This is a genomic window from Streptomyces aureus (assembly GCF_000725495.1).
GTDB classification, from domain to species: domain Bacteria; phylum Actinomycetota; class Actinomycetes; order Streptomycetales; family Streptomycetaceae; genus Streptomyces; species Streptomyces aureus_B.
The window spans coordinates 240,775-264,757 of sequence record NZ_JNZD01000002.1; the positions used below are offsets into that span (position 1 = coordinate 240,775).

Here is a 23,983-nt window from a genome sequence, read left to right on the forward strand (position 1 = left end):
CCCGGGTACCGCCCCCTCGTACGGGCCGGGTCACCGGCCGTTGCGGTGTGCCGCCCCTCGCGCGCTCCCCGGTGCCGTCAGTGGCAGGGGAAGCCGAGCAGGTGGCGGGCGTCGTGCACCCATTCGTGGACGTTCTCGCCGGAGACGAGCGAGGTGGCACCCTGCTCGGCACCGACGAAGTAGAGCAGGACCAGCATCAGGATGCCGAAGAAGGCCGCCCAGGGGACGATCGCGCGGATCGGCAGCTTGACGGGAACGGCGGCGGGGGTGACGGTCGGCTGGACGACGGACTGCGCCATGGGGCAGAACCTCCTGGGGAACTCGCGTCCCATCTCGGTGGTGCACTGGACGACAGCCACGGGTCTGACTCGCCCACGTCCCCGCCCCTGGCCGGGGTGGCGTGCGCCGGGCTCACAGTGGCGCGACCGTGCCGGAATTCCACCGGGCTTCCGCCGAACCGTCGTCAATATCCACGTGACCGTACCGCGAAGCAGCACCCCGGCCAAGGGCGCACGCCCCCGGCGCCCTGTGAGAATGACGGCATGACGACCCGAGTGTTCCTGGTTTCGGCGGCGATCGGTGAGGCGCTGCGCGAGGCCCGCTTCGACGACGGGAGCCCGCTGGACGCGTCGGGGCTGCGGGCCGCCCGAACGGCGGCCGACGCGGGCGCCGTTCCGGCCGGCGGGCGACTGTCGCTCTCCCCCACCGTCCGGTGCCGGCAGACCGCGGCCGCGCTCGGCCTCGAAGGCGGCGCCGAGGCAACGGAGTTGGCGCCGCTGGACGTGGGCCGCTGGCGCGGGACGACGCTGGCCGAGGTGAGTGAGAAGGAGCCGGAGGCGGTGGCGCGATGGCTGGGCGATCCGACGTCGGCGCCGCACGACGGGGAGTCGGTGCGGGCGTTCTGCGACCGGGTCGCCGGGTATCTGGACCTCGCGGCCGAACACGACGGCAGGACCGTCGCCGTGGTGGAGCCCGAGGTCGTACGGGCTCTGGTGGTACGGGTGTTGGGGGCGCCGGAGTCCGCGTTCTGGCGCGTGGACGTACCGCCGCTCACCGTCACGGAGTTGAGCGGGCGCGCGGGCCGCTGGAACCTCCGCGCCGGCCGCCCGCTGGCCTGACGTCAGGGCCGGCCGTCCGTGGGCGTGACGTCCGCGCCGGCCGTCCGTAGGCCTGACGTCAGGGCCGGCCGTCCGTAGGCCTGACGTCTGAGGGCCTCCGTCCGTGCCGACCGCCCGTCGGCCTGAGGGTCCCACCCCCGGCCGGCTCGAGCCGCCCGCCCGGGGGTTCCGGCCCCTCGGCCGCTCCCCAAGGGCGACACTCGAGGGCGCTACCGAAGTCCGGCCCGCCGGCCCGGACCGGGGCTCGCACCACTGACCAGTGCCCGCACGGCCGGCGATTCCAGCAAGCGGACAAGGTGACTCCGCACCTCAGCCCAGCGTGGCGATGAAGTCCTCGCAAGCCTGCGCGCAATCACGGCATGTGCGTGCCGCGGCCTCGGCCCCGGGGCATCCGTCGAAGGCCTCGGCGCACTCCAGGCAGACGTCCCGGCACCACTCCACCTGGGCGCGGACGGTCCGCTCGTCCTGCGCCGGCTGCCGGGACAGCACATGACAGGTCGCCTCGCACACCTCCGCGCAGAGGATGCCCGAACGCCGGGCGGACTCCCGCTTCTTCGGGCCGCCGGGGTCCATCATGCTCGCGCGGAGCGCGGACGACCGGGCGCAGTCGGCGCAGGCCTGAGCGCACGCGAAGCGGTCCTCCAGGAACCGGAAGAGCTCCTGCTGCGAAGCCTCCTGCCGAACAGCCGCCGACGAAGGGGGCTTCGGCCCGGAGACCGCCTGCTCGGAAGCCTCTTGCCCGGAATCCCCCTGTGCCGAAGTCGCCCGCGATGAACCCGCTCGTGAAGTCGCCCGTGAAGTCGTCGCCACGACAAGCGGGTTGCCGCAGGACGCCGGTTCAAACGGCGCGAGACGGGATCCTCAGGCGCCCAGGGCGCGGGCGGGGGGGATCCTCAGGCGCCGGCCGCTTCCCGGGAGATCTGCTCGAACTGCGCCCCCATCGCCTCGGACAGCGCCTGCGCCGCCGACAACGGGCGCACCATCACCATGAGTTCGTCGATGCGGCCCTCCTCGTCGAAGTGCAGGAAGTCGCAGCCGTTGATCTCCTTGTCGCCCACCTTCGCGGTGAAGACCAGCGCGTGGTCGCGGCCGTCGGCACCGGCGATCTCGCGGACGTAGCGGAAGTCGCTGAACACGCGCCACACACCGCGCAGGATCGCCGCGGTGATCGGCTTGCCCGGGTACGGCTTGAAGGCGACGGGGCTGGTGAACACGACGTCGTCGGCCAGCAGCTCCTCGACCGCGTCGAGGTCCCCGGCCTCCACGGCCTTGCGGAAGGAGTTCATGACACCCGACCTCTCTTACTCAATTAATTGACTAGGTGCGGATTAGATTAGTCCTGTGGGCGCGGGCCGTCTAGCCTTGCCGGATGGCATTGCGCAACGCGGTACTGGCCGCGCTCCTGGAGGGCGAGGCGTCGGGCTACGACCTGGCCAAGGGGTTCGACGCCTCCGTGGCCAACTTCTGGATGGCGACCCCGCAGCAGCTGTACCGGGAACTCGACCGGATGGAGTCCGACGGGCTCATCGAGGCCCGGCTCGTGCAGCAGGAGCGCAGGCCCAACAAGCGGGTGTTCTCGCTGACCCCGGCCGGGCTCGAAGCCCTGGCCTCCTTCACCTCCGGTCCCGCGAAGCCCACCGCGATCCGCGACGAGCTGATGGTCAAGGTGTACGCGCTCGAGGTCGGGGACGCCGACGCCGTCCGGACGGCGATCGCCGAACGGCTGGAGGCGGCACGCGCCAAACTGGCCCACTACGAGCGGATCGGGTCCCGGCTGCTCGACGGGCGCACCGAGGACGAATACCTCGCGGGTGCCGAACGCGTCGGCCCGTATCTCACGCTGCTGGGGGGACGCGCCTTCGAGCAGGCCATCATCGAGTGGGCGGAGCGGGCACTGCGGGTACTGGAACAGCGGGCGGCTGCGGCCCGCTGATCGCGGCCCGCGCGCATTTGCCTGGTCGCGAACGGGATCCGTCGCGGTTCGGCACGATTCGGGCCGGTTCGGTGTGAGCATGCTGTGGTCTGTTCACATCGGTCCAGGTGCTGAGGAGGGCGGTCGTGGTGCGTACGCTTGGTGTCGCTGTCGTGGGGTTCGGCTGGATGGGGCGGGTGCACACCCAGGCCTACGCCCGCGTCCTCCATCACTTCCCTGACCTCCCCCTGCGGCCCGAACCGGTCACCGTCGCCGACGAGGTGCCCGGCCGGGCCGAGGAGGCCGCCGAGCGGTACGGCTTCGCCACCGCCGTACGCGACTGGCGGGAGATCGCCACGGATCCGCGTGTCGGGGCCGTGAGCATCACCGCGCCGAACTTCCTGCACCGTGAGATCGGTGTCGCGATGGCAGAGGCCGGCAAGCACATCTGGATCGAGAAGCCGGTGGGGCTGACCGCCGACGACGCCCGGGCGGTGTCGGGGGCCGTGGCCGAGGCAGGGGTCCGGGGCGCGGTCGGCTTCAACTACCGCAACGCTCCCGCCGTCATGGCGGCCCGCGAGCTGATCACAGCGGGCGAGATCGGCGAGGTGACGCACGTGCGCATCCGCCTCCTCAGCGACTACGCCGCCCACCCGGAGGGCGCGCTGACCTGGCGCTACGAGCGTGAGCGCGGCGGCAGTGGCGTCCTCGGCGATCTGGCCTCGCACGGCGTCGACCTGGCCCGTTTCCTGGTGGGCGAGATCGAGGCGCTGACGGCGGACACCGCGGTCTTCGTACCGCTGCGGGCCCGCCCGGCCGGCGCGACGGCGGGTCACACCCGCGCGGCGGGCGGCGAGCCGGCCCCGGTCGAGAACGAGGACTACGTCACCTGTCTGCTGCGCTTCGCCTCCGGCGCACGCGGCGTCCTGGAGGCGTGCCGGGTCTCGGTGGGCGAGCAGAACAACTACGGATTCGAGATCCACGGCACCACGGGCGCGGTGTTCTGGGACTTCCGCCGCATGGGCGAACTCGGCGTCAGCCGGGGGACGTCGTACCAGGACCAGCCGGTCAGCACCGTGTACGTCGGTCCGGGGGCCGGGGACTTCGCCGCTTTCCAGCCCGGCGCGGCGAACCCCATGGGCTACGACGACCTGAAGGTCGTGGAGGCGCACGCCTTCCTGCGGTCCATCGCCGACGACAGGCCCTACGGTGCGACGCCGGCCGACGCGGTGCGCAGCGCGACGGCGCTGGACGCGATGGCCCGCTCGGCGGCCTCGGGGGCGTGGGTGACGCTCGAGTCGTAGCCGGCCGCACAGGGGCGCGTCACCTGAGTGTGTCCGTGTCACCGCCATCTCGTAGGCTTCCGGCCATGAACGAGGGGGATTCCGGCAGACGGGTCATAGAGGGGCGCTTCGAGCTGGAGACACGGCTCGGCGGCGGCGGTATGGGCACGGTGTGGCGTGCGCGCGATCTGGTCCTCGACCGGGCCGTGGCACTGAAGGAGGTGCGGCCGCCCGATCCGGGGCTCGCCGAATACGATCCGCAGGCGGCGGCGATGCTGCGGGCTCGCGTCCTGCGCGAGGCAAGGGCGCTCGCCCGCGTCGAACACCCCAATGTGGTGACCATCCATCACGTCGTGGATGGCGGGCAGTACACGTATCCGTGGCTCGTCATGGAGTTGGTGACCGGCGGATCGCTTCAGGACCGGCTCGAGAAGGGGCCGATGGCGCCCGTCGACGCCGCCCGGCTGGGCCGCGAGGTACTGGCAGCCCTGCGAGCCGCCCACGACGTCGGTATCCAGCACCGGGACGTGAAGCCCGCCAACGTGCTGCTGCGGCCCGACGGACGTCCCGTCCTCACCGACTTCGGCATCGCCACCATCAGGGACTCGGCCGCCCTGACCGTGACCGGTTCCATCATCGGCACGCCCGACTACATGGCGCCCGAGCGCATCTCCGGCGGCGAGGGCGACCCGGGCTCCGACCTCTGGTCGCTGGCGATGATGCTGTACGTCGCCGTCGAGGGACATCACCCGCTGCGCCGGGGAACCACCCTCGCGACACTCGCGGCCATGCTGAGCGAGGAACTTCCGCCGCCCGCCCGGGCCGGAGTTCTGACCGGGTTCCTGAACGCCGTGCTCGTCAAGAACCCGGCCGACCGGGCGGACGTGACCACCGCGGACCGGCTGCTCGGGGAGGCGATCGAGAACGGCGCCACGGGTCGAAGTGCCCCCGCCGGGGCGGACGGGGCCACGTCGTTCAGGCTGGCGCCTCCCCCAGGTACGACGCCGGTACGCTCCGCCCCGATCGGCTCCGGACCGGCCCCGGGCTACGGACCGCCCTCGGGCTTCGGACCGGCTTCGGGCTACGGGGCGGCTTCGGGCCACGGAGCGGCTGCGGGCTTCGGGTCGGCACCCGGCCACGGGTCGGATTCGGGTTACGGGTCGACGCCCGGCCACGGAACGGATTCGGGCTACGGGTCGACGCCCGGCCAGGGGACGGTGTCGGGCCACCCTTCGGCTCCCGGCTTCGGCCCGCCGACTCCCTACCCGGCGGGCCCCACGCTGCCGACCACGGCGCGGCCGGGCCGGGCGAGGAACCGCCTGGCGATCGCCTCCTCCGCCGTCGGGACCGTGCTGGTGGGGGTCCTGGTGTGGACCCAACTGCCGGACGGGGGCGACAAGGACAACGGGAAGCCCTCCCATTCGTCCGGCGCGACCTCCAACAGGACGACGGGCCCCTCGTCCAGGACGACCAACCCCTCCTCCAAACCGTCCCGTTCGGCCCCGGCGGCCCAGGCCGACACGAAGACGGACCTGCTCACCCCGGACGGCGTCCGGAAGGCCGTGAAGGAGATCAAGGCCGCGACCGGCACGAACCGCGCGGGCTCCTTCTCCGTCTATCCGACCTACGTCTCCGTCGACATCATGGTCAAGGGCAGCAACACCAAGTACGACAGCTACACCTACCGCCCGGGCCAGGGCGTCGAGAAGGGCATCATCAGCGGCTCCATCATCGGCGGCGACCGCCCCTTCAGTCTCGACGCCTTCGACTGGGACGTCCTTCCCGCCCTGCTGAAGCGGGCGGACAAGGACCTGAACGTAAAGCGGCCGACCCTGCGCTACGTCCTGGTCCGCGCGGCCGACGACACGTTCGACACCCCGCTGGGCCTTGCCGTCTATCTCACGGACGACTACGCGAGCGGCTATCTGGAGGCCGACCTGAAGGGCAAGGTGACCCGGGTGATGCCGGCCGAGGACTGAGCGGCCAAGTCGGCTGCCGCTCAAGGGTGTTGCCCACCGGTCCGACGCCGTTCACATGCGTGATGCGCGTGTTGCTGGGGATGTACGTGAGGAGACACAGGCCCCGGCACAGTGAGGTGCTGCAGACATGGATCGCACGTTCCACCCCCGTACCCGCCGAATCACCCCCTTCGTGGCCCTGACCGCGGCGGCCTTACTGATCGCCACGGGCTGCTCCAGCAGCTCGGGCGGGAAGAAGGCCGAGGAGAGCGCGGGCGGGGGCACGTCGGGCAAGGCGAACACACCGCGGATGACCGTCGCCCTCATCACGCACCAGGCTCCCGGCGACACGTTCTGGGACATCGTCCGCAAGGGTGCCGAGGCCGCGGCCGCCAAGGACAACATCGATCTCGTCTACGCGCACGACCCGAACGCGGGCGACCAGGCCAACCTCGTGCAGAGCGCGATCGACCAGAAGGTGGACGGCATCGCCGTCACCCTGGCCAAGCCCGGCGCCATGAAGGACGTGGTGGGCAAGGCGACTTCGGCCGGGATACCCGTGGTGGGTCTCAACTCGGGCCTCAGCGACTGGAAGACGCTGGGCCTGATGGAGTTCTTCGGCCAGGACGAGACCGTCGCGGGCGAGGCCCTGGGGAAGAGACTGAACGCGGAGGGCGCCAAGAAGGCCGTCTGCGTGATGCAGGAACAGGGCAACGTCGGCCTGACCCAGCGGTGCGACGGCATGAAGAAGACGTTCGGCGGGACGACCGTGAACCTGTACGTCAACGGCACCGACATGCCCTCCGTAAAGTCCACGATCACCGCGAAGCTCAAGCAGGACCCCGCGATCGACTACGTCGTCGCGCTGGGCGCCCCGTACGCCCTGACCGCGGTGCAGTCGGTGAGCGACGCCGGCAGCAAGGCGAAGATCGCCACCTTCGACCTCAACAAGGAGCTCACGGGCGCCATCTCCAAGGGCACCATCCAGTTCGCCGTCGACCAGCAGCCCTACCTCCAGGGCTACTTGGCGATCGACTCGCTGTGGCTCTACAAGAACAACGGCAACTACAGCGGCGGCGGCGAGCAACCGGTGCTCACCGGGCCCGCGTTCGTGGACAAGTCCAACGTCGACACCGTCGCCGAGTTCGCCTCGAAGGGCACTCGCTGATGAGCGCGGCCGGGCCGGCGGCGGCCGCGCCGCCGGCCCCCGGCCCCGGTACGGCCGAGGGACGAGCGACGCGGCGCCCCCTCGCGCTGCGACTGCTCGCCCGCCCCGAGGTCGGGGTGTTCCTCGGCGCCGCCGCCGTGTTCGTCTTCTTCCTGATCGCGGCGCCTTCGGTGCGCTCCGGCAGTTCGATGGCGACCGTCCTCTACCAGTCGTCGACGATCGGCCTGATGGCCCTGCCCGTGGCCCTGTTGATGATCGGCGGCGAGTTCGACCTGTCCGCAGGTGTCGCGGTGATCACCTCGGCGCTGACGGCGAGCATGGTCAGCTACCAGCTCACGGTGAACGTGTGGGCGGGCGTCGTGGTCGCGCTCGTCCTCTCGCTCGCGATCGGGGCGTTCAACGGCTGGATGATGGTCCGCACCGGCCTGCCCAGTTTCCTGGTGACCCTCGGGACCTTCCTGATCCTGCAGGGCGTGAACCTCGCCGTCACCAAGCTGGTCACCGACAACGTCGCCACCGACGACATCAGCGACATGGACGGTTTCGGACAGGCGAAGAAGATCTTCGCCTCGTCGTTCGACGTCGGCGGTGTGCAGGTGAAGATCACGGTGGTGTGGTGGCTCGTGTTCGCGGCGCTCGCCACCTGGGTGCTGCTTCGCACCAAGTACGGCAACTGGGTCTTCGCGGTCGGCGGCGACCAGGACAGCGCCCGCGCGGTCGGCGTCCCGGTGACCTTCACCAAGATCACGTTGTTCATGGCGGTCGGCTTCGGCGCTTGGTTCGTCGGCATGCACGAGCTGTTCTCGTTCAACACGGTGCAGTCCGGCGAGGGCGTCGGCCAGGAGCTCATCTACATCGCCGCGTCGGTCATCGGCGGCTGTCTGCTCACCGGCGGCTACGGCTCGGCGATCGGCCCCGTCTTCGGCGCCTTCATGTTCGGCATGGTCAACCAGGGCATCGTCTACGCCGGCTGGAACCCCGACTGGTTCAAGGCCTTCCTCGGCGTGATGCTGCTCGGCGCCACGCTCGTCAATCTGTGGGTCCGACGCACGGCGACCCGGAGGTGAACGGACCCATGGCAGACAACGGAACCGGAAGCACGGACGGCCCCGCCCCGGAGACCCTCGCTCCGGAGCCCCCCGCTCCGAAGGCCCCCGCTCCGGGCGCTCCCCCCGGAGACGAAGGCGCTCCGCCCGGCGACAAGGGCGCCCCGCCCTCGGACCACGACGCCCCGATCGTCGAACTGCGCGGCGCGGGAAAGTCCTACGGGACCGTCCGCGCCCTCCACGACGTGTCGCTCGCGGTCCGCGCCGGGCGGGTGACCTGCGTCCTCGGCGACAACGGCGCCGGGAAGTCCACCCTGATCAAAATCATCTCGGGACTGCACCGGCACAGCGAGGGCGAACTCCTCGTGGACGGCACGCCGGTGCGCTTCGGCACCCCGCGCGACGCCCTCGCCCGGGGTATCGCCACCGTCTACCAGGACCTGGCGACGGTGCCGCTGATGCCGGTGTGGCGGAACTTCTTCCTCGGTTCCGAGATGACCAAGGGCCCCTGGCCCGTACGCCGTCTCGACATCGCCCGGATGAAGCGGACGGCCGACCAGGAACTGCGCAGCATGGGCATCGTCCTCGACGACCTGGACCGGCCGATCGGCACGCTCTCCGGCGGGCAGCGCCAGTCCGTGGCCATCGCCCGCGCCGTGTACTTCGGAGCCCGCGTCCTGATCCTCGACGAGCCGACGGCCGCGCTCGGCGTCAAACAGTCCGGTGTGGTCCTCAAGTACATAGCCGCCGCCCGCGAACGGGGCCTCGGCGTCGTCTTCATCACGCACAACCCCCACCACGCGTACATGGTCGGCGACCACTTCAGCGTGCTGCGGCTCGGCACCCTCGAACTCAGCGCCGACCGGGGAGAGGTGAGCCTGGAGGAACTCACCGACCACATGGCGGGTGGCGCGGAACTTACAGCACTCAAGCATGAGTTGGCGCAGGTGAGCGGGGTGGATGTGGAGCGGCTGCCGGGGGCGGAGGAGGTACGGGCACCCGTTCCTGGATCCCCGGGCGAGGGCTCCTGACGCTCCCCCATACGTCCGTCCGGCCGGTCGGCGGTGGACACGCTCGGATCACCGGCCGCCGGATCGTACGGACGGGGGACGTTGCGGACGGCGGCCGACCCCCGACGTACGGAGCGGCGGGACGGGCGGACCGGCAGGACTCGGGGACCGGCTGGATTCGGGACCAGCCGGACTCGGGGACCAACAGGACCGGGCGGCCCGACAGGACTGGGCGGGCCGGGCGGACCGCGCGGACGGGACCCCGGGGTCCCGCACCGTCGCGCGAGGGGCCTCCCGGGAGGGGTGAGCCGGCCCGGCGATCACGCCTCTGGAGGGGCGACGGTCACGTTGAAGCAGGAACGGTTACGCTGAGATCATGCCGTCCACACGCCGCACCGCGCGCCAGACCGACCTGCTCGAACGGCTGGTCGCGCTGCTGGTGGCGGAGGGCTTCGCGGCGTTCACGCTCGACGAGCTGACCGAGCGGCTGCACTGTTCCAAGACGACGCTGTACCAACTGGCGGGAAGCAAGCAGGAGTTGGTCCGGGAAGCGGTCAAGCACTACTTCCGGGAGGCCGCCCAGGCCGTCGAGAAGCAGGTGGCCGACACCTCCGCCCCCTCCGAGCGCGTGGTGGTCTATCTGAACGCGGTCGCCGAACAGCTGCGGCCGCTCTCCCGGCAGTTCCTCGACGACATGGCCCGGTTCGAGCCGGCCCGCGAGGTGTACGAGGCCAATACGCGGCTGGCCGCGGCCAGGATCCGACTGCTGATCGCGGACGGTGTCGCCGCCGGTGCGTTCCGTGACGTCCACGCCGCCTTCGTGGGCGAGGTCGTGGCCGCGACGATGCAGGAGATCCAGCGCGGCGAGGTCGCGGCGCGGACGGGGCTGAGTGACGCGGAGGCCTACGCGGAGCTGGCCTCTCTCATCGTGCACGCCGTCTCTCCCTGACCCTCGCCCCTCCCCGCCACCGCCCGGCCCTCCCCTGCCCTTAGCCCCACCCTCGCCCCAGCGGGGCACTCCGGCGGCACTCCGACACCTGGGACATCCGGCACAGCCGCGCCCCACCGTCCGAGCACCCCACTCCCCGGCGCCCGCTGATTCGCACCCCCAGCCAACCCCGCCGACGCCCATCCCTCGGCGCGCACCGGCGAGGACGACGCCCACGCCCCCCAGGCCCCGCACGCGAGCCCGCGCCGCCCCTCCACCGCCCGCCGGATCCCCGACCGATCCACATGGCCCCTCGGTACCAAAAACGATACTGTTGTATCGTCCGGCGTATCAATATCGTCCGGCGAACCGCCACCATCGAGGACACGCCATGCCCGCGACCCGCACGCTCCCCACGTCGGAAGCCGTCGACCTGATCGCTCTCACCCGCGAGCTCGCGGAGAAGGAGCTCGCCCCGCGCGTCGCCGAGGCGGAGGCCGAGGCACGCTTCCCCCGCGAGGTCTTCCGCACGCTCGGACGGGCCGGGCTGCTGAGCCTGCCCTACCCCGAGGAGTTCGGCGGCGGCGAGCAGCCGTACGAGGTGTACCTCCAGGCGCTGGAGGAGATCGCCTCCGTGTGGGCGAGCGTCGCGGTGGGCGTCTCCGTGCACGCGCTGTCCTGCTTCGCCCTCGCCCAGTTCGGCACCGAGGAGCAGAAGCGGAAGTGGCTGCCCGACATGCTCGGTGGCGAGCTGCTCGGCGCCTACTGCCTGTCCGAGGCCCACGCCGGCTCCGACCCCGCCGCGATGCGCACCCGGGCCGTACGGGACGGCGACGACTACGTGCTCAACGGCGCGAAGGCCTGGACCACGCACGGCGGGCACGCCGACTTCTACACGGTGATGGCCCGTACGTCCGACGAGGGCTCGCACGCCATTTCCTGCTTCCTCGTCCCGGCCGACACGCCGGGTGTGGTGGCCGATCCGCCGGAGCAGAAGATGGGCCTGACCGGGTCCGCCACCGCCACCGTGCGGCTGGAGAACGTGCGCGTCCCCGTGAGTCGCCGGCTCGGCGAGGAGGGCGAGGGCCTGCGGATCGCGTTCGCCGGGCTGGACTGCGGGAGGCTCGGTATCGCCGCGGTCGCCACGGGCCTGGCCCAGGGCGCGCTGGACCACGCGCTGCGCTACTCGCGGGAGCGGGAGACGTTCGGCCGGCCCATCATCGAGCACCAGGGGCTCGCGTTCGTCCTCGCCGACATGGCCGCGGCCGTGCAGGTGTCCCGCGCCACCACGCTGGCCGCCGCGCGGCTCAAGGACGAGGGGCTGCCGTTCGCGTCCGAGGCGTCGATCGCCAAGCTGGTCGCCACGGACAACGCCATGAAGGTCACGACCGACGCGGTCCAGGTGCTGGGCGGCGCGGGCTACACCCGCGACTTCCCGGTCGAGCGCTACATGCGCGAGGCCAAGGTGATGCAGATCTTCGAGGGCACCAACCAGATCCAGCGCCTGATCATCGGCCGCGGCCTGAAGGAGAGCGACTGCGGCACCCTGCGCGTGCGGACCGCCGGCAAGTAGCGGAGCCGTTCGCCGCGTGCCGGGAATCCGGGTCCGGTGAGCGCACCCCCGCGCTCACCGGAACGCGTCGGTCCGACAGGCCCGGACTCCACGACCGCCCCCCTCGCCGAGCAAGATCGATTGTCAGTGGTGGATGCGAGAGTAGGGGTATCGAGCGAGTCGGATCGAGGGGGAACTGCCATGGCCGGAGGCCAGAACTACATCAACCACGTCGCCCTGGTGCTGGACGCCAGTTCGTCGATGTCGCACCTGAGCGGCAAGGTCGTCGAGGTCGCCGACCAGCAGATCGAGTATCTCGCGCGCCGGTCCAGGGAGTTGGACCAGGAGACCCGTGTCACGGTGTACGTCTTCGCCGACAAGGTGGAGTGCGTCATCTACGACAAGGACGTGCTGCGGATGCCGTCCCTCCAGCAGTTGTACCGGGTCGGCGGGATGACGGCGCTGCTGGCGGCCGCGCTGAAGTCGCAGCACGAGCTGGCGCAGACGGCCCAGTTGTACGGGGACCACAGCTTCCTGACCTTCGTGCTCACGGACGGGCAGGAGAACGCGAGCCATCGCGGCCCCGACGCCCCCGTCAGGGATCCGCGTCAACTGGTCAAGGCCGTCGCCGAGATGATCGCGACGCAGGAGGACAACTGGACGCTGGCCGTCCTGGTGCCGGACCAGATGGGCAAGCGCGAGGCCATGCAGTGCGGCTTCCCGAAGGACAACATCGCCGTCTGGGACGCCACGAGCACGCAGGGCCTCGAGGAGGCCGGCCAGGTCATCCGGGAAGCCACCGAGAAGTTCATGGTGGGACGCTCCCAGGGCATCCGCGGCTCGCGGGCGGTGTTCTCCATGGGCGCGGAGGCGGTCAACGAGGACACGATCAAGGCGGCGGGCCTCGCCGCGGCGGATCCGTCGGGGTACCGGCTGATCCCGGTGACCCGTGACGCCGCGATCCGGGAGTGGGTCGTCGAATGCGGGCACACCTACCGCACCGGCGGTGCGTTCTACCAGCTCAGCAAGTCCGAGAAGATCCAGGCGCAGAAGCAGATAGCGGTCCTGGAGAAGAAGACCGACCGGGTGTACTCGGGGCCCGAGGCCCGCGCCCTGCTGGGCCTCCCGAACGTGGAGATACGCGTGAAGCCCGACCACAACGACGACTTCACGATCTTCGTACAGAGCACCAGCGTGAACCGAAAGCTCGTACCGAACACGCGCCTGCTGCTGATGCTCTGATCGCGCCGGGTGCGCGCAGGCCCGCCGGCTGTGGACACCGGCGCGCACGGTCGCCGGCGATCGGTCGGCGCGTGGCGCCGTTCGGGGTCGCCCGCGTCGACCGGGCCGTCGCTCACCTGCTCTTCAGCGCGGTCACGTCCTTGGCCAGCCCCGTCACCTGGGCGGCCAGTGCACCGATCTGCTGGCTCACCGTCGTCAGGACCTTGTCCGGGCCCGCGCCACCGTTCCGGTCGGCGGCGAGGCTGCGCGCCCGGGCGACGCCCGCCAGGATCCCGCTGATCTGGATGCCCACGTCCTGCCAGGCCGCCAGGACGGCCAACTGCTCGGGGCTCTCGTCGCCGAACAGTTCCGCGGCCTTCCGGTAGGTCGTGTTCGCGAACTCCTGGAACTGGGTGTCGGCGTTGGACGCCTTGAGCGACTCGTACCAGATGAGCCCGGGAGCCTCCCAGGCGAATCCGCCGATGCGCGTCGCCGCCAGATAGAACGCCTTGTTCGGGATGCCCGAGTTGATGTGCACCCCGCCGAGGTCACCCCTCTCGGTGTCCGGCAGCTTGACGAAGTGTTCCATGTGGTCGGGCTGGGGGTCCTTGCCGAACAGGTCGTTGTCGTACGCGTGCCCCGGGGCCTTCATCGACCGCAGGGCGTCGGCGTCGATTCCCGGAGTGAAGATGTCGGGGCCGATCAGCCAGTCCGCGTCGTCGACCGACTGCTTCAGGGACCACTGCTTGACCAGTGACCCGAAGACGTCCGACATGGATTCGTTCAGGGCGCCGGACTGGTTGTGGTACTTGAGTCCCGCGGTGTTCTCGGTGACTCCGTGGGACAGCTCGTGCCCGATCACGTCGGTGGATCCGGTGAAGTCGGAGAACAGCTTTCCGTCCCCGTCACCGAAAACCATCTCCTGCCCGTCCCAGAAGGCGTTGTTGTACGCCTCGCCGAAGTGGACGAACGCGTCCAGGCGCATGCCGTCGCCGTCGATCGAGTCGCGGTTGAACACCGTCCGGTAGAAGTCTCGGGTCAGGCCGAGCCCGTCGAAGGCGTGGTCGACGGACGGGTCCGCGGACTCCGGCCCGTCCTCCGAGCGAACGAGAACGGCCGAGGGGAGCCGGGTGCTGTGCCTGCAGTCGAAGACGGTCCGTCGGCCGTTTCCGAGGGTGGCGACGCCGGCGAAGGACGCACGGACAGTTCGCTCACCCCGCAACCGGGCGGTGGTCATCAGGGTGTTCAACGCGACCTGACGCATCTCGCTGTCGTCGCTGCCCAGGAGCTTCTCGAGCAGGTGCGGAGGGATGATGCAGTGGAGGTGGCGGGTTCTGGACATGGGGCACCTCGCTCACATGTGGTGGTCGGTGGGATCTGACTCATCGGATGGTGGTGCGTGGACAGCCGACTCGGCATTCGGGAGGCCGGAATTCGACTCGGCATTCAGGCAGGCCGGGAGGTTCCCAAGTCGAGCACGGTGAAGACCTGTTCACCCGCGCGGGCACACCTGCCCCGAGGCAACAGTCGTAGTGGTAAAGGCGGTTCAGAGATGAACCGATGGCGAGACGCGAGGTCTCCCTGCACGGGCGACTCCGACCGCCAAGCGGTCCGCCCGCGGTGACTCGAGCGCCCGAGAACGGGCTCCCGACCCCTCCATCGTCCGCCCTGGCTTGCGCTTTCGCATCCCGGGATGTAAGTGAATTCCCTTTGACGTCCGATATTTGAAGCGGATACGGAGTACGGGAGAAAACCCACTCTTCGCGGTGCGCGCAGAGCGCAGCCTTGACGTGTAAACAGCTGAAGCGGCAATCGACTTCACGCTTGCAAGCCGTCAAAGGCCAACTAGAGTAAGCCATAAGAGTGGAACAGCAGGGCGGTTCTACGTCATGAATCAGGGCTGCACCTGACCTGGATCGCCTCCCAGGACGATCTGACGCTCAACCAGCCGCCGTATGGGAATCCGGAAATCACCGATCCGACCAGAATCCGGGCAGAACAGCGGGTCCCCGTCTCCGCACCCGAGTCGCCGAACGACTACAGACACTCCCCAGTGCCGGGCGGGAAGCCCTCATCAGTTGCTCCGCGCCCGTCCGCCTGGTCGGCCGATCACCCGTCGGCCTTCGGCAGGGGCGACGGAATCACCCGCGCCTCAACAAGTAAGGCCCGCACCGCGGAACTTGACGACAGCCGACAGCCGCCCCGTGGCCCGGCCCGGCCTTGACTCCGGGCGCACGATGGAAGCGAAGGCATCAGCACCGCGGGTCTGACACCCGTCCGCGTCACCGGCGCGAGGAGGCCGACCATGACGGACACCGTTTCAGCTTCGGCAACCGCTTCCGCACCCCCGGCCCCACTGGTACCCGGCGGCACGGAATCGGAGAACCACCCCTGGAAGATACAACTCGTCGATCATCCCCCGCGGTTCGAGTCGACGTTCTTCAAGGCGGCGAAGAAGGCCGCGCACAAGATCCTCGCCGAGATGGGTGAAGCCGACCTCCCCTACGGCCCCCAGCCCTCCGGCACCGAACACTGGGAGATGCACCACGGCGGCAGTCTCTGGGTCAAGGGGGCCGGCGGCTGGCGTATGTACCGTGCACGGGTCGGCATCGAGTGGAGCATGCAGTTCTGCGCCGACCCGGCGAAGGTGGACCGGCTACGACGGGAGGCCGCCGAGCTCGTCGACGCCTTCCCGGACACGCTGCCCGCCCTGGCGCTCTTGGGCTACAAGGACGCCGAACGACTGCTGCGCACGGCGATCACGGACGCCGACGGCGTCGAGCAGTGGACCGACTCCCTGTTCAACGCGTGCGTACCGATGGGCCACGGCAACCACCAAGGCGTCCTGCCCAAGGTGCCCGGAGAACACCACTACCCGTGGCCGGTCAAGGGCGCCGACTTCGTCCGGTACGACGACTTCCAGCTGTGGGTGACGCTGCCCGACGGAACACACGGCGCCGTCGCCCCGGTGGACCGGCGAGGCTCGGGCGACGGCCACGTACGCCTGATGCACGCGCCCGAGGGAAGCCCGGCGGGCGAAACCCTGCTCATGGCTCAGACCCTCGGCAAGATGGCGGTCTTCCCGGCCGACAGCACGGTCGCCCTGGAGGCGTTCGAGCAGCAGATCGAGCCGGGCCGACACACCGCGGCCGGCCCCCTCGTCACAGCGCCGACGCCACGGCGGGGCTGAGCCGGCGCGGCGCACCGAGGGCCCGGCAGAGTTCCATGACCCGGCCATCGGGACCCGCTCCAAGGACTCCCGGGCAAGGACAGGCCGGCACTCGCTCCTCGGGGAGAAAAGAGAAACTCATGAGCCGGGCCGAGACCGACGAGAGATCGATATCCCACACCGTGGCGAAGTCCCGCTGGCGGGTCACCTGCGAGACCCGGACCGACTGGATGGAACGCACGGCCAGGATCGCGGCGATAAAGCGCGATTGTACCGTCGACCCGGTATCAGGAGTATGGAGCGCAGGTCCGGAAGAATTCCACGTCGCCTACAGCGGGGTGCTGCTCAACGCGGCGCAGTCGAAACGGGCCGCGCGATCGCGATGCATACCCTGGGAATACGCGGGTTATGCCGATATCGCCATTTCTCGGATGCAGGCAGCCGACGCACTGCTGGTCCGTCTCCTGACGGACGAAATGCTGTGCGGAGAACTCCCCCGGATCAGGCAAACGGTCCAGAGCCATCTGGAACCCCACGATCAGCGCCGCAGATGGCTCGAGTCTTTCAGGGAAGAGGACGGGAAAGGAATCGCCCCGGTCGACCGTCAACGGATCGAGAGCGCGCTGCGCGGGGCGTACATCGCGAACGGCTTCACCCGTGGCCGACTCCGCACGTTCAACAACATCCTGCTGGTGGCGGCGGCCGTTCTCATCGCCCTGACCGTGCTGCTCGGCGTCCTGAACGCTCACTGGGGCTCGAGCCTCGCCTGCAACGACCTCGGAGACAAGCTGATATGCCCTCTCGGCAACAAACCGAATGCCAGTGACATTCTGCTGATCGAACTCATCGGAGCAGCCGGTGCCACGTTGTCGGCCGTGTATTCACTGGCACGTGCACAGCGGGTCGAAGACCCGTACATGGTCCACGTCGGCCAGGCGATACTGAAGGTGTCGCTTGGTGGAATTACGGCACTTCTCGGGCTGCTCCTGCTGTTCGCGACGCCAGGATTCAGCGTCACCTCGGCATGGCAGATATTCGCCTTCGCTGCGATCTTCGGATACTCACAGCAAGCCTTCACCCGATTCATCGACTCCCGAGGGGACGAACTCCTGAAAGCCGCGTCTCCGAACGGCCCCGAGACCTTCTGGGCCACCGCTCCAAGAGATCATGAACAATAGGAACGGCCTCACCGCTCCTGCCGCGCATTGTCGCGAGGAGGCATCGCATGTCCAAGCGCCTGGTCGTCTGCTGCGACGGCACATGGAACTTCGCCGACCAGCCGAGCAGAACGAATGTCGCCAAGGTCGCCCTGTCCGTCCTGCCGGGTTCCGTGGACGGAACCGAACAGCGCGTCTACTACCACAGCGGCGTCGGCACCAACCGATGGGAGCGCCTCAGCGGCGCGGCGTTCGGCGTGGGCCTGTCCCCGAACGTCCTCGACGCCTATCGGTTCCTGGTCGACACGTACGAGCCCGACGACGAGCTGTTCCTCTTCGGTTTCAGCCGGGGCGCGTTCACCGCGCGAAGCCTGGCGGGGCTGGTACGCAACAGCGGGATCCTGCGCCGCGACCAGGCCGACCGGATCCGGCAGGCGTGGGCCCTCTACCGCGACCGGAAGGAACGGCCGAGCGGAACGGCCTCCACCTTGTTCCGGCGCACCTACGCGCGTGAGCCGGACATCCACTTCATCGGGGTGTGGGACACGGTCGGCACCCTGGGCATCCCGATCCCGGACGCCGTGTGGCTCCGGCCGGCGGTGAACCGGTTCAACCGGCGCTGGGCGTTCCACGACACCGACCTGAGCCGCTGCGTCAAGGGTGCCTTCCACGCGCTGGCCATCGACGAACAGCGCTCGACCTTCCGCCCGACGCTGTGGCACCAGCAGCCCGGCGCAGCGGAGCAGGGACAGGAACTGAAGCAGGTCTGGTTCGCCGGGGTGCACTGCGACGTAGGCGGCGGCTACAGGGAGACCGGGCTGTCCGACATCCCGCTGCTGTGGATGGTGGACCAGGCGCGCCGGTTCGGTCTGCGGTTCGACCCCGACCTGCTCGCCGAAGCCGGGCCGGGTACGACGACGAAGGGCATCGACTTCCTCGTACGACCGGACAGTTCGGGGAAACTGCACAACTCGAGGACGGCGCTGTTCCGACTGTCCAGACCGCTGCACCGGCCCCTCGGCACTGCCGTGAACGGCGAGGGCGTGCTCGACGGCAACGAGTTCCTGGCGGTCCCGGCCAAGGAGCGCTACGACACGGACGCGCACTACCGGCCGCCCGAACTGGAGCGGTGCCTGGCCCGCCGGGACCGGATCCGGCTGGAACCCGTACTGCTCCCGGGACTCGCCGCGGGCCTGCCACCCCTGTCCGCCCCGGAAACCGAGTCGGGTGCATCGACCGACGCCCTGCGCGGGTCCCGCCGTATCGATTGACCCGGCGGCCGACGACGAGGGTGTGATCGCGGCATGATCCTGGAGGCACCGCCCTCCCGCGCTGCCCCGGACTCGGTCGTGGGTCTCAGTACGTGTGCGTCCGTGGAGTTCGGATGGTGCGCGCCCGAATCCGGTGGACCGGTCGGGTGGGGCGATGGCAGGGTCGTCGGTCGTGACGAAGCACGGGTTCCTGGCGTTGGCGCCGCAGTACAGCACGACCTCCGAGCTGCTCTCGACGTCGGCGCGTCGGCGGGGCATGGACGTCGAGGTCCTTCCTGCCCGGGGCGGCGCGGGCAGCGTCGCGGGGAGGCGCGGCGGCCACTACTACGGAGGTCCCCTCTTCGCGGCGGGTGTCGTGGACGCACTCGAGGTCGCGCTCCTGGAGCCGTCCGACGAGTGGCTGGTCACCGTGCCTCCCGCGTACGCCGGACGGCACATCGCCATGGCGACCCTGGGCGAGGCCCGTCGTCTGACCCGGCCGGCCTTCGTCAAGCCGCCGACCGACAAGAGCTTCCCGGCCGCCGTGTACTCCGACGGCGGCCGGCTCCCGGCGGGCCCCGAGCTGCCGCCCGACACCCCGGTGCAGATCAGCGACGTGGTGACCTGGGCGACGGAGTTCCGCCTGTTCGTCCTGGACGGCGAGGTCCGCACGGGGTCGCAGTACGCCACCTTCGGCCGTCTCGACGCCCGGCCCCTCGACGGCCACCGCCAGGAGGACGCCGTCCTGGCGTTCGCGAAGGATTTCCTCGCCGCCTGCGGCGACGGGCTGCCCAGTGCCGTGGTGGTGGACGTCGGGCTCCTGACCCCGCCCGAGCCCGGCGCCACCGACCAATGGGCGGTGGTCGAGGCGAACATGGCGTGGTTCAGCAACGTCTACGCCGCCGACCCCGACCGGGCCCTGGACGTCGTCCTCCGCGCCGCCGGCCCGCGCTGCCGGACGGTCGCGCGCGACCTCCGCTTCTGCCGCACCCCCGAGGCCGCCCGGCCCGCGGGCTGAGGCCTCCCCCGCGCGTCCGCGCGCGTGACCTTCGCCGACGCAAGGTCAATACTGGGGGTGACAGCCCTCTCACCGACTCGCGGTCCCACACTCCGCACCCGGCGTCGGTACCGGCGGGGGCCGACGGCGAGCGCTGCGGAACGGCAAGATCAAGAGAATACCGGCACCAGGTTCTACCAGGGGAAACGCAGACCAGGAACCCTTCTGTCCCTTTCACCGGGAGGTACCCATGAGGATGCTCATCAACGTGGCGGAGACGGTGGTGGCGGACGCACTGCGGGGCATGGCGGCGGCCCACCCGGACTTGACGGTGGACGTCGACAACCGTGTGATCGTCCGCAGGGACGCCCCGGTCGCGGGACGGGTGGGACTCGTCTCCGGCGGCGGTTCCGGGCACGAGCCGCTGCACGGCGGATTCGTCGGCCCCGGCATGCTGTCGGCGGCCTGCCCCGGCGAGGTCTTCACCTCACCGGTGCCCGACCAGATGCTCCGTGCGGCGGCGGCCGTGGACAGCGGCGCGGGCGTGCTGTTCATCGTCAAGAACTACACCGGCGACGTCCTGAACTTCGACATGGCGGCCGAGCTGGCCGAGGACGAGGGCATCCGCATCGCCAAGGTCCTCGTCAACGACGACGTGGCCGTCACCGACAGCCTGTACACCGCCGGACGGCGCGGCACCGGCGCGACGCTGTTCGTCGAGAAGATCGCGGGCGCCGCCGCCGAGGAGGGCGCACCCCTGGAGGCGGTCGAGGCGCTGGCCCGGCAGGTCAACGAGAACTCCCGAAGCTTCGGTGTGGCACTCAGCGCCTGTACGACTCCGGCCAAGGGCAGCCCGACGTTCGATCTGCCCGCCGGGGAGCTGGAGCTCGGGGTCGGCATCCACGGCGAGCCGGGCCGGGAGCGGCGCGCGATGATGACGTCCCGCGAGATCGCCGACTTCGCAGTGCACGCCATCCTGGACGACATGTCGCCGCGCAATCCCGTCCTGCTCCTGGTCAACGGCATGGGCGCCACCCCGCTGCTGGAGCTGTACGGCTTCAACGCCGAGGTACAGCGGGTCCTGGCCGAGCGGGGCATCCCCGTGGCCCGCACCCTCGTCGGCAACTACGTCACCTCCCTGGACATGGCGGGCGCCTCGGTGACCCTGTGCCAGGTGGACGAGGACCTGCTGCGTCTGTGGGACGCGCCGGTGAAGACACCGGGGCTTCGCTGGGGCGTGTGATCCGTCCGGCGGGCCGGGACCGGCACCCGGGCCCGGCCCGCCGCCCCCTCGACGGGTCCTCGACCGGAGGGCTGAGGACCGGCCCTCGTACGGGCCGTCAGGCTCGTCCGACCCCAGGTCAACTCCCCTACCCTGCAAGGAGATTCCGTGCTCGACGCCGATTTCTTCCGCCGCTGGATGACCGTGACCACCGCGTCGGTGGACCGTGAGGCGGAGCGGCTCACCGACCTGGACTCGCCGATCGGCGACGCCGACCACGGCCGCAACCTGCAGCGCGGGTTCGCCGCCGTGAGCGCCGCGCTGGAGAAGGATGCCCCCGACACGCCCGGTGCCGTACTCACGCTCGCCGGGCGGCAGTTGATATCGACGGTCGGCGGCGCGTCCGGGCCGCTGTACGGCACCCTGCTGCGCCGGACGGGCAAGGCGCTCGGCGACGCGGCCGAGGTCAGCGACGAACAGTTCGCGGACGCGCTGCGCACGGGCGTCGACGCGGTCATGGCACTGGGCGGAGCCGCGCCCGGCGACAAGACCATGATCGACGCCCTGGTGCCCGCGGTCGACGCGCTCGCCGAGTCCTTCGACGCGGCGAAGACCGCCGCCGAGGAGGGCGCCGTGGCGACGACCCCGCTCCAGGCCCGCAAGGGCCGGGCGAGCTATCTGGGCGAGCGCAGCATCGGGCACCAGGACCCCGGCGCCACGTCCTCGGCCCTGCTGATCGCGGCACTCGTGGAGGCGGCAGGTGAGTGACACCGAGAAGGGACTCGTGGGCATCGTGCTGGTCTCGCACAGTGCGGCCGTCGCGGCGTCCGTCGTCGAGCTGGCCACGGGCCTGGCCGGCGGCGGCACGCTCGCCCCGGTCTCGCCGGCGGGCGGCACCCTGGACGGGGGGCTAGGTACGAGCGCGGACCTGATCGCCGCCGCCGCGGCCTCCGTGGACCGGGGCGCCGGGGTCGCCGTCCTCACCGACCTGGGCAGTGCCGTGCTCACCGTCAAGGCGCTGCTCGCCGAGGGCGACGAACTCCCCGAGGGCACAAGGCTGGTGGACGCCCCCTTCGTCGAGGGCGCGGTGGCCGCGGTGGTCACGGCCTCGGCGGGCGCCGACCTCGCGGCGGTGGAGGCGGCGGCAGCGGAGGCGTACACCTACCGCAAGGTGTGAGGAGCCGCAGGTTCGAGGACCTGGCAGGTGCGAGCAGCGGCAGGTACGACGACCGGTGGGTGCGACGACCGGCGGACACAAGGGACCGGTGGGTACGAGGAGCGGCGGCGCAAGAGCCGTCGGCGCCGGGGCCGGGGGGGCCGAGGCGGTGCGAGGGGCCGGGTCAGGTGATTCCGGTCGCCGCGAGGACCAGGGCCGAGCGGATCGTCCCGGCCAGCTCCGCCCGGGCCGTCGCGGGATCGGGGTCCGGCTCGTCGGTGCGCCACGCGTAGTGCTCGACCGCCGCGCGCAGCGCCGCGTTGAGCATGGCGGCCTGGACCTCCGAGCGCAGATCGACCGCGCCGAGCCCGGCGCGGTCGGCGAGGGCGCGGGCGAACACCGGCTCGGCCTCGTCGTGGGCCTGGAGCCAGACGGCCCGCAGTCCGGGCTCGGTCCGGGTGAGCCGCAGCAGGGTACGGACCCTCGGCGGCTCCGGCCGCGCCATCAGCACCTCGCCGTTCGTGGACGCCTGCTCCAGAACGTCCTCCAGGGGAACGCCCGAGGGCCAGGACCGCAGCGCCGCGGCGATCGCGTCGATCCCGGCGGCGAACAGCGGGCTCACGCACGCCTCCTTGCCGGGGAAGTAGCGCCACAGGGTCCGGGTGGACAGGCCGACGGCCTGGGCGATCTGGTCCCCGGTGGTGGCGGCCACGCCCTGGTCGACGAACAGTTCCACGGCGGCGCGGGCGATCTCCCACCGGATCTCGGCCTTGCGTTCGTCGGTCAGCGGCGGCCGCCCGGTACGGCCGCGACCCCGGCCGGGGTGTTCGCCGATCGCGCCTTCCGGCACTGAGGACTCCTCGGTTCTCGGTTGCGTCCCTCGAATGCCGCCCGGGATTGCGGCTGCGGCGATTCTAGCGATCTCCGGACCTCCCAAGAGTTTCTGTCATTCAGCGACAATAAGTCGTACTGTGGCGGCGCGAGGCACCACGCCCGCACTCGTACACACCTCTGGGAGAACGTCATGAGCGCCACGGGATCGGACGGCCGCAGCGTCATCGTCACCGGCGCGGGATCGGGTATCGGCCGTGCCACCGCCCTCGCCTTCGCGGCCGGGGGCGCGCGGGTGGTCGTGGCCGATCTCAACGCCGAAGGGGCCGCGGCGGTCGTCGAGGAGATAGCGGCGGCCGGCGGCACGGCCGTGGCGGTGACGGGCGACCTCAGCGAGCAGGAGGTGGTCGACCGGGTGACCGCGACCGCCGTCGAACGCTTCGGCGGCGTGGACGTGCTGGTGAACAACGCCGGGATCATGGACCGCATGTCGGCGGTGGCCGAGGTCTCCGACGCGGAGTGGGAGCGGGTCATCCGGGTCAACCTCACGGCACCGTTCCTGCTCACCCGCGCGGTGCTGTCGCACATGCTCGCCGCGGGCAAGGGGGCCGTCGTGAACACCGCCTCGGAGGCGGGCCTGCGGGGCAGTGCCGCCGGGGCCGCGTACACCGCCTCGAAGCACGGCGTCGTGGGGCTCACGAAGTCCCTCGCCGTGATGTACCGCGACAAGGGGATCCGCGCCAACGCGATCGCCCCGGGCGGCACCAGCACCGGCATCTCGGTGGACGTCGAGGCGGGCGCGCACGGCCCGGCCGCCCTCGGCGCCTACATGGGCAACGTGGGCCGGCTGGCGGAGGCCGAGGAGCAGGCGGCGGCGATCGTGTTCCTCGCCTCGGACGCGGCCAGCAACGTCAACGGCGTGATCCTGCCCGTCGACAACGGCTGGGCGGCCGTCTGACACGGGCCTGCTCCGGAGCCGGTACCACCCCGTTCACCGTCACCGCC

At 70.7% G+C, this 23,983-nt stretch carries 23 protein-coding genes; 18 read left to right on the top strand and 5 right to left on the bottom strand.

All coding sequences use genetic code 11. The features are described 5' to 3' along the window. Positions 1–77: 77 nt before the first annotated feature. Complete coding sequence (locus IO36_RS03330) at positions 78–299, bottom strand: CbtB domain-containing protein (RefSeq protein WP_037615828.1); 222 nt, start codon at positions 297–299, stop codon at positions 78–80. 243 nt (positions 300–542) lie between these two features. Between IO36_RS03330 and IO36_RS03335 the strand changes: the two genes are divergently transcribed. Further along, entirely contained in the window at positions 543–1,118 is a 576-nt protein-coding gene (locus tag IO36_RS03335) for a histidine phosphatase family protein (RefSeq protein WP_037615830.1), read from the top strand. Positions 1,119–1,427: 309 nt separating this feature from the next. Here the strand turns inward: IO36_RS03335 and IO36_RS03340 are convergent, their stop codons facing one another. Together IO36_RS03340 and IO36_RS03345 are read right to left on the bottom strand one after the other, a co-directional pair. Continuing rightward, positions 1,428–1,763 (bottom strand): four-helix bundle copper-binding protein, encoded by a 336-nt coding sequence (locus tag IO36_RS03340; protein WP_037616177.1) that lies wholly within the window; start codon positions 1,761–1,763, stop codon positions 1,428–1,430. A gap of 248 nt (positions 1,764–2,011) precedes the next feature. Beyond that, positions 2,012–2,404, bottom strand: a complete 393-nt coding sequence (locus IO36_RS03345; RefSeq protein ID WP_037615832.1) for a nuclear transport factor 2 family protein — start codon at positions 2,402–2,404, stop codon at positions 2,012–2,014. Positions 2,405–2,487: 83 nt separating this feature from the next. Between IO36_RS03345 and IO36_RS03350 the strand changes: the two genes are divergently transcribed. From IO36_RS03350 to IO36_RS03390, 9 genes are all read left to right on the top strand, one after another. Beyond that, positions 2,488–3,051, top strand: a complete 564-nt coding sequence (locus IO36_RS03350) for a PadR family transcriptional regulator (RefSeq protein ID WP_037615834.1) — start codon at positions 2,488–2,490, stop codon at positions 3,049–3,051. A 125-nt stretch (positions 3,052–3,176) separates the two neighbouring features. After that, positions 3,177–4,334 carry a Gfo/Idh/MocA family protein gene (locus IO36_RS03355; RefSeq protein ID WP_037615835.1) on the top strand — a complete coding sequence of 386 codons (1,158 nt, stop codon included), beginning with the start codon at positions 3,177–3,179 and terminating at the stop codon, positions 4,332–4,334. A gap of 65 nt (positions 4,335–4,399) precedes the next feature. Beyond that, positions 4,400–6,292: a serine/threonine-protein kinase gene (locus tag IO36_RS03360; RefSeq protein ID WP_037615836.1), complete on the top strand. Its 1,893-nt coding sequence runs from the start codon at positions 4,400–4,402 to the stop codon at positions 6,290–6,292. 127 nt (positions 6,293–6,419) lie between these two features. Then, positions 6,420–7,439, top strand: coding sequence for a sugar ABC transporter substrate-binding protein (locus IO36_RS03365; RefSeq protein ID WP_037615838.1), 1,020 nt, complete (start codon positions 6,420–6,422; stop codon positions 7,437–7,439). Next, positions 7,439–8,506 carry an ABC transporter permease gene (locus IO36_RS03370; protein ID WP_037615840.1) on the top strand — a complete coding sequence of 356 codons (1,068 nt, stop codon included), beginning with the start codon at positions 7,439–7,441 and terminating at the stop codon, positions 8,504–8,506. Before IO36_RS03365 ends, IO36_RS03370 begins: the two co-directional genes overlap by 1 nt. Positions 8,507–8,514: 8 nt before the next feature. Then, entirely contained in the window at positions 8,515–9,516 is a 1,002-nt protein-coding gene (locus tag IO36_RS03375; RefSeq protein ID WP_078942990.1) for an ATP-binding cassette domain-containing protein, read from the top strand. A gap of 355 nt (positions 9,517–9,871) precedes the next feature. Continuing rightward, positions 9,872–10,444 carry a TetR/AcrR family transcriptional regulator gene (locus IO36_RS03380; RefSeq protein ID WP_037615841.1) on the top strand — a complete coding sequence of 191 codons (573 nt, stop codon included), beginning with the start codon at positions 9,872–9,874 and terminating at the stop codon, positions 10,442–10,444. A gap of 370 nt (positions 10,445–10,814) precedes the next feature. After that, the gene (locus IO36_RS03385; RefSeq protein ID WP_037615842.1) at positions 10,815–11,996 is read left to right on the top strand and encodes an acyl-CoA dehydrogenase family protein; all 1,182 of its coding nucleotides are present in this window, start codon (positions 10,815–10,817) and stop codon (positions 11,994–11,996) included. A gap of 180 nt (positions 11,997–12,176) precedes the next feature. Next, entirely contained in the window at positions 12,177–13,217 is a 1,041-nt protein-coding gene (locus IO36_RS03390; RefSeq protein ID WP_037615843.1) for a vWA domain-containing protein, read from the top strand. A gap of 112 nt (positions 13,218–13,329) precedes the next feature. Here the strand turns inward: IO36_RS03390 and IO36_RS03395 are convergent, their stop codons facing one another. Continuing rightward, the gene (locus IO36_RS03395; RefSeq protein ID WP_037615844.1) at positions 13,330–14,538 is read right to left on the bottom strand and encodes a M4 family metallopeptidase; all 1,209 of its coding nucleotides are present in this window, start codon (positions 14,536–14,538) and stop codon (positions 13,330–13,332) included. Between the two features lie 963 nt (positions 14,539–15,501). Between IO36_RS03395 and IO36_RS03400 the strand changes: the two genes are divergently transcribed. The 7 genes from IO36_RS03400 to IO36_RS03430 all read left to right on the top strand — a co-directional run bounded on the left by IO36_RS03400 (position 15,502) and on the right by IO36_RS03430 (position 22,168). After that, a complete protein-coding gene (locus IO36_RS03400; RefSeq protein WP_037615845.1) occupies positions 15,502–16,386 on the top strand; it encodes a DUF6424 family protein in 885 nt (294 codons plus the stop codon). Between the two features lie 119 nt (positions 16,387–16,505). Continuing rightward, positions 16,506–17,543: a hypothetical protein gene (locus tag IO36_RS03405; RefSeq protein WP_158997182.1), complete on the top strand. Its 1,038-nt coding sequence runs from the start codon at positions 16,506–16,508 to the stop codon at positions 17,541–17,543. A gap of 47 nt (positions 17,544–17,590) precedes the next feature. After that, positions 17,591–18,793 (top strand): DUF2235 domain-containing protein, encoded by a 1,203-nt coding sequence (locus IO36_RS03410; protein ID WP_078942972.1) that lies wholly within the window; start codon positions 17,591–17,593, stop codon positions 18,791–18,793. A 172-nt stretch (positions 18,794–18,965) separates the two neighbouring features. Then, a complete protein-coding gene (locus IO36_RS03415) occupies positions 18,966–19,790 on the top strand; it encodes an ATP-grasp domain-containing protein (protein WP_425535506.1) in 825 nt (274 codons plus the stop codon). Positions 19,791–20,019: 229 nt separating this feature from the next. Then, entirely contained in the window at positions 20,020–21,012 is a 993-nt protein-coding gene (gene dhaK, locus IO36_RS03420; RefSeq protein ID WP_037615848.1) for a dihydroxyacetone kinase subunit DhaK, read from the top strand. A 147-nt stretch (positions 21,013–21,159) separates the two neighbouring features. Beyond that, a complete protein-coding gene (gene dhaL / locus IO36_RS03425) occupies positions 21,160–21,759 on the top strand; it encodes a dihydroxyacetone kinase subunit DhaL (protein ID WP_037615850.1) in 600 nt (199 codons plus the stop codon). Next, a complete protein-coding gene (locus tag IO36_RS03430; RefSeq protein ID WP_037615853.1) occupies positions 21,752–22,168 on the top strand; it encodes a PTS-dependent dihydroxyacetone kinase phosphotransferase subunit DhaM in 417 nt (138 codons plus the stop codon). Before dhaL ends, IO36_RS03430 begins: the two co-directional genes overlap by 8 nt. Before the next feature lie 163 nt (positions 22,169–22,331). Here IO36_RS03430 and IO36_RS03435 read toward each other — a convergent pair whose 3' ends face one another. Then, positions 22,332–22,997, bottom strand: coding sequence for a TetR/AcrR family transcriptional regulator (locus IO36_RS03435; RefSeq protein ID WP_063764818.1), 666 nt, complete (start codon positions 22,995–22,997; stop codon positions 22,332–22,334). A gap of 174 nt (positions 22,998–23,171) precedes the next feature. Here IO36_RS03435 and IO36_RS03440 point away from each other — a divergent pair, with 174 nt between their 5' ends. Continuing rightward, complete coding sequence (locus IO36_RS03440; RefSeq protein WP_037615855.1) at positions 23,172–23,936, top strand: SDR family NAD(P)-dependent oxidoreductase; 765 nt, start codon at positions 23,172–23,174, stop codon at positions 23,934–23,936. Positions 23,937–23,983 lie beyond the last annotated feature (47 nt).

Bases quoted from the DNA above. Each gene is read 5' to 3' on its own strand.
- IO36_RS03380 (WP_037615841.1), top strand. From the start codon at position 9,872: ATGCCGTCCACACGCCGCACCGCGCGCCAGACCGACCTGCTCGAACGG.
- IO36_RS03345 (WP_037615832.1), bottom strand. From the start codon at position 2,404: ATGAACTCCTTCCGCAAGGCCGTGGAGGCCGGGGACCTCGACGCGGTC.
- IO36_RS03370 (WP_037615840.1), top strand. From the start codon at position 7,439: ATGAGCGCGGCCGGGCCGGCGGCGGCCGCGCCGCCGGCCCCCGGCCCC.
- IO36_RS03330 (WP_037615828.1), bottom strand. From the start codon at position 299: ATGGCGCAGTCCGTCGTCCAGCCGACCGTCACCCCCGCCGCCGTTCCC.
- IO36_RS03360 (WP_037615836.1), top strand. From the start codon at position 4,400: ATGAACGAGGGGGATTCCGGCAGACGGGTCATAGAGGGGCGCTTCGAG.
- IO36_RS03390 (WP_037615843.1), top strand. From the start codon at position 12,177: ATGGCCGGAGGCCAGAACTACATCAACCACGTCGCCCTGGTGCTGGAC.
- IO36_RS03410 (WP_078942972.1), top strand. From the start codon at position 17,591: ATGTCCAAGCGCCTGGTCGTCTGCTGCGACGGCACATGGAACTTCGCC.
- dhaK (WP_037615848.1), top strand. From the start codon at position 20,020: ATGAGGATGCTCATCAACGTGGCGGAGACGGTGGTGGCGGACGCACTG.
- IO36_RS03335 (WP_037615830.1), top strand. From the start codon at position 543: ATGACGACCCGAGTGTTCCTGGTTTCGGCGGCGATCGGTGAGGCGCTG.
- IO36_RS03365 (WP_037615838.1), top strand. From the start codon at position 6,420: ATGGATCGCACGTTCCACCCCCGTACCCGCCGAATCACCCCCTTCGTG.
- IO36_RS03440 (WP_037615855.1), top strand. From the start codon at position 23,172: ATGAGCGCCACGGGATCGGACGGCCGCAGCGTCATCGTCACCGGCGCG.
- IO36_RS03385 (WP_037615842.1), top strand. From the start codon at position 10,815: ATGCCCGCGACCCGCACGCTCCCCACGTCGGAAGCCGTCGACCTGATC.
- IO36_RS03375 (WP_078942990.1), top strand. From the start codon at position 8,515: ATGGCAGACAACGGAACCGGAAGCACGGACGGCCCCGCCCCGGAGACC.
- IO36_RS03395 (WP_037615844.1), bottom strand. From the start codon at position 14,538: ATGTCCAGAACCCGCCACCTCCACTGCATCATCCCTCCGCACCTGCTC.
- IO36_RS03400 (WP_037615845.1), top strand. From the start codon at position 15,502: ATGACGGACACCGTTTCAGCTTCGGCAACCGCTTCCGCACCCCCGGCC.
- IO36_RS03350 (WP_037615834.1), top strand. From the start codon at position 2,488: ATGGCATTGCGCAACGCGGTACTGGCCGCGCTCCTGGAGGGCGAGGCG.
- IO36_RS03405 (WP_158997182.1), top strand. From the start codon at position 16,506: ATGAGCCGGGCCGAGACCGACGAGAGATCGATATCCCACACCGTGGCG.